The 2,425-nt window shown below is 63.9% G+C and carries 2 protein-coding genes; both read right to left on the bottom strand.

Annotation, left to right across the window (positions count from 1 at the left end):
• Positions 1-430: 430 nt before the first annotated feature.
• Positions 431-1,414, bottom strand: coding sequence for a ribokinase (locus AC0AP0_RS11955; RefSeq protein ID WP_490430626.1), 984 nt, complete (start codon positions 1,412-1,414; stop codon positions 431-433).
• Between the two features lie 54 nt (positions 1,415-1,468).
• Positions 1,469-2,425: LacI family DNA-binding transcriptional regulator (locus AC0AP0_RS11950; protein WP_490430625.1), on the bottom strand; the 957-nt coding region annotated here is incomplete at its 5' end.

Genomic DNA, 2,425 nt, shown 5'->3' with positions numbered 1-2,425 from the left:
ATCAGTCCGAGGGATGATAAGGTCAAACGCGGTCCCAGGCTGTCGCAAGGCGGATGAGCCGGAGCAGTTGTAAGATGCATTTAACTGGCGCTAATAACAGATTCCGTGCTTGAATTCAGTTGGCAACAAAAGCGGATTTCGGACTTGCTCTCAGTTGGCAATGAGTCTAAATTCCACATTTGCACTCAACTGGCAACAAGTATGCATCCCATATTCATCCATCCAGCCTCTATTGCACAGATACCAGTCAGGCCGACGAACCGTCGTGCAATTCGCAACGGTTCATCGGCCTGACAACGCAGGGGAGGGAGTCAGCAGCGCTCTACCTGTCTAATCGTTGGACCCTGACCAGCGGACCCTGGTTACAAGACCCCGGTGGTCAGGATTCCGATGACTCGACCTTGATGGCTCCGGCCCCGAACGTTCAGACTCAGGAGAAACGCAGCCTAATCTGCTCGGCCGTGCCGTAGGAGGCCTGCGCCCCCTGCCCGGTGGCAGCGTAGGCGGAGACGTAGGAGGCCAGCTGGGCGGCCTGCACCAGGGTCATGTCGGAGGCAAGGCCAGCTAGCACGGTGCCCATGAAGGCGTCCCCGCAGCCAGTGGTGTCCACGGCGTCCACATGCACGGCGTGAATCCGGTAGGTCTGGCCACGGTCCAGCACCATGGATCCTTCGCCGCCCAAGGTGACAATGGCCCGGTGGAAGCCGAAGTCCTGCATGGTCTGGTTGATCTGGTCCCAGTCGGCCCCCAGCCAGTCGCCGTCCTCGGGTTCGTCGATACCCAGCAGCTGGGCCATTTCATGCTCGTTGACCAGGATCAGGTCCGAGTTGGCGATCAGGTCGGCGGGCAGGTCGGCGCGGAATGGGGAGTCGTTGAGCAGCACGGTCATGCCGGCCTCGTGGCCCATTCGCGCGGCCTCGGTGACCGTCTCGATGGGGCTCTCCAGGCACAAGCCCAGCACCTTGGCCGAGGTCAGGGCCTGGCGGGAGCGGTGGGCGTAGTCCACATCCACCTTGCCGTTGGAGCCGGGGGAGTAGACGATGGTGTTCTCACCACGCGCATCCACGGTGATGACTGTGGTCCCGCTGGCTCCTGGAACGGTCATCACATGGGAGACGTCCACCCCGGCGTTGCCCAGCTGCCCCAGCAGAAAGTCGGCGTTTGAGTCGGATCCGACGGCCCCGAAGAGCCGTACCTGAGCGCCGATGCGGGCCGCGGTCGCCGCCTGGTTGGCCGACTTGCCCCCGGGCAGCACCTGCAGGGGACCGCCGTTGATGGTCTCGCCGGGCTTGGGCAGCCGGTCGGTGTTGACGGTGTAGTCCGCATTCATGGACCCGACCACCGAGATGGATCCTGTGATGGTATCCAGTCCCTTGAGCACCTGGTCGGATGCCGCCGCCATATCTTTAATCATGTTTCTCCGTTCCTTGATGAGCTTGTCCGCCTTGATAATCACACTGTGACAGGTTCAGGGATCCTGGCCGGTGTGCGCGGGCGGGCGCCCCACCGAGGCGCAGTGGCGGTAGCTGGTCTGCAGCCGGACCGACCGCACGGGCGAGCCTGCCATCAGCTGCAGGAGCATGTCCACGCAGCGGGTCCCCATGGTGTCGACCTGCTGGGAGATGGTCGACACTGCCGGGGTTAGGATGCGGAAGACGGGCAGGTCGTCGAAGGTGATCATGGACAGGTCCTCGCCGATGCTGATTCCTCGGGACTGGGTCGTTTTGATGGCGCGTATGGCATCCAGGGAGGATCCGAAGAGCACCCCGGTGATTCCCTGCCGGACCCAGAGGTCGATCATATCGGGGTCGAAAGTGCCGGGCTCTACCTGGTCGGTCAGGGGGTCGTCCATGCTCTCGATGCCTGCCAGCAGGTTGCGGTATACGTCCAGGCGTTCCCGGAAGGTGGCCGATTCCTTGAGGGGCCCAGGCACCAGGGTGATGCGTCGGTGGCCCTGGACGTGCAGATCCTCAAGGGCCTTTCTCAGGCCGGGCTCGGGGTCGGCGTCCACGCAGGGGATGGCCCGCCCGTCGCGTCCGGCGGCACCTTCGCCGGCACGGTCCACGCAGACGAGGGGCAGTCCGCGTCGGGCCAGTTCCTCCAAGGTGTGTGAGGAACGCGGCCCGGGCACGATGATGGCTCCGTCAATGTGCTGGCCCAGCAGGTTGCGCACCTGGGCCCGGTCCTCGCCGGGGTCGCCCTGGATTGAGGTGCAGATCAGGGTCTGGAAGCCATGGTTGAGCAGCTGGCCCTGGATCAGGTAGGCCAGGTCCGCGAAGTAGGAGTTGCGGATGTCGGGGATGAGCAGGCCGATGGTGCGCGAATGGGCAGAGTGCATGGATCGGGCCCGGGAGTCCGGCACATAGTGCAGGTCGTGGATGACCTGGTTGATGCGCTGTCGTGTGGCGGGGGAGATGCGCCCGGA

The organism is Bifidobacterium sp. POST2/T3 (B1), from assembly GCF_058197115.1.
The sequence above is the reverse complement of the archived record's forward strand: the minus strand, read 5'-3'. Positions and strand labels throughout refer to the sequence as shown.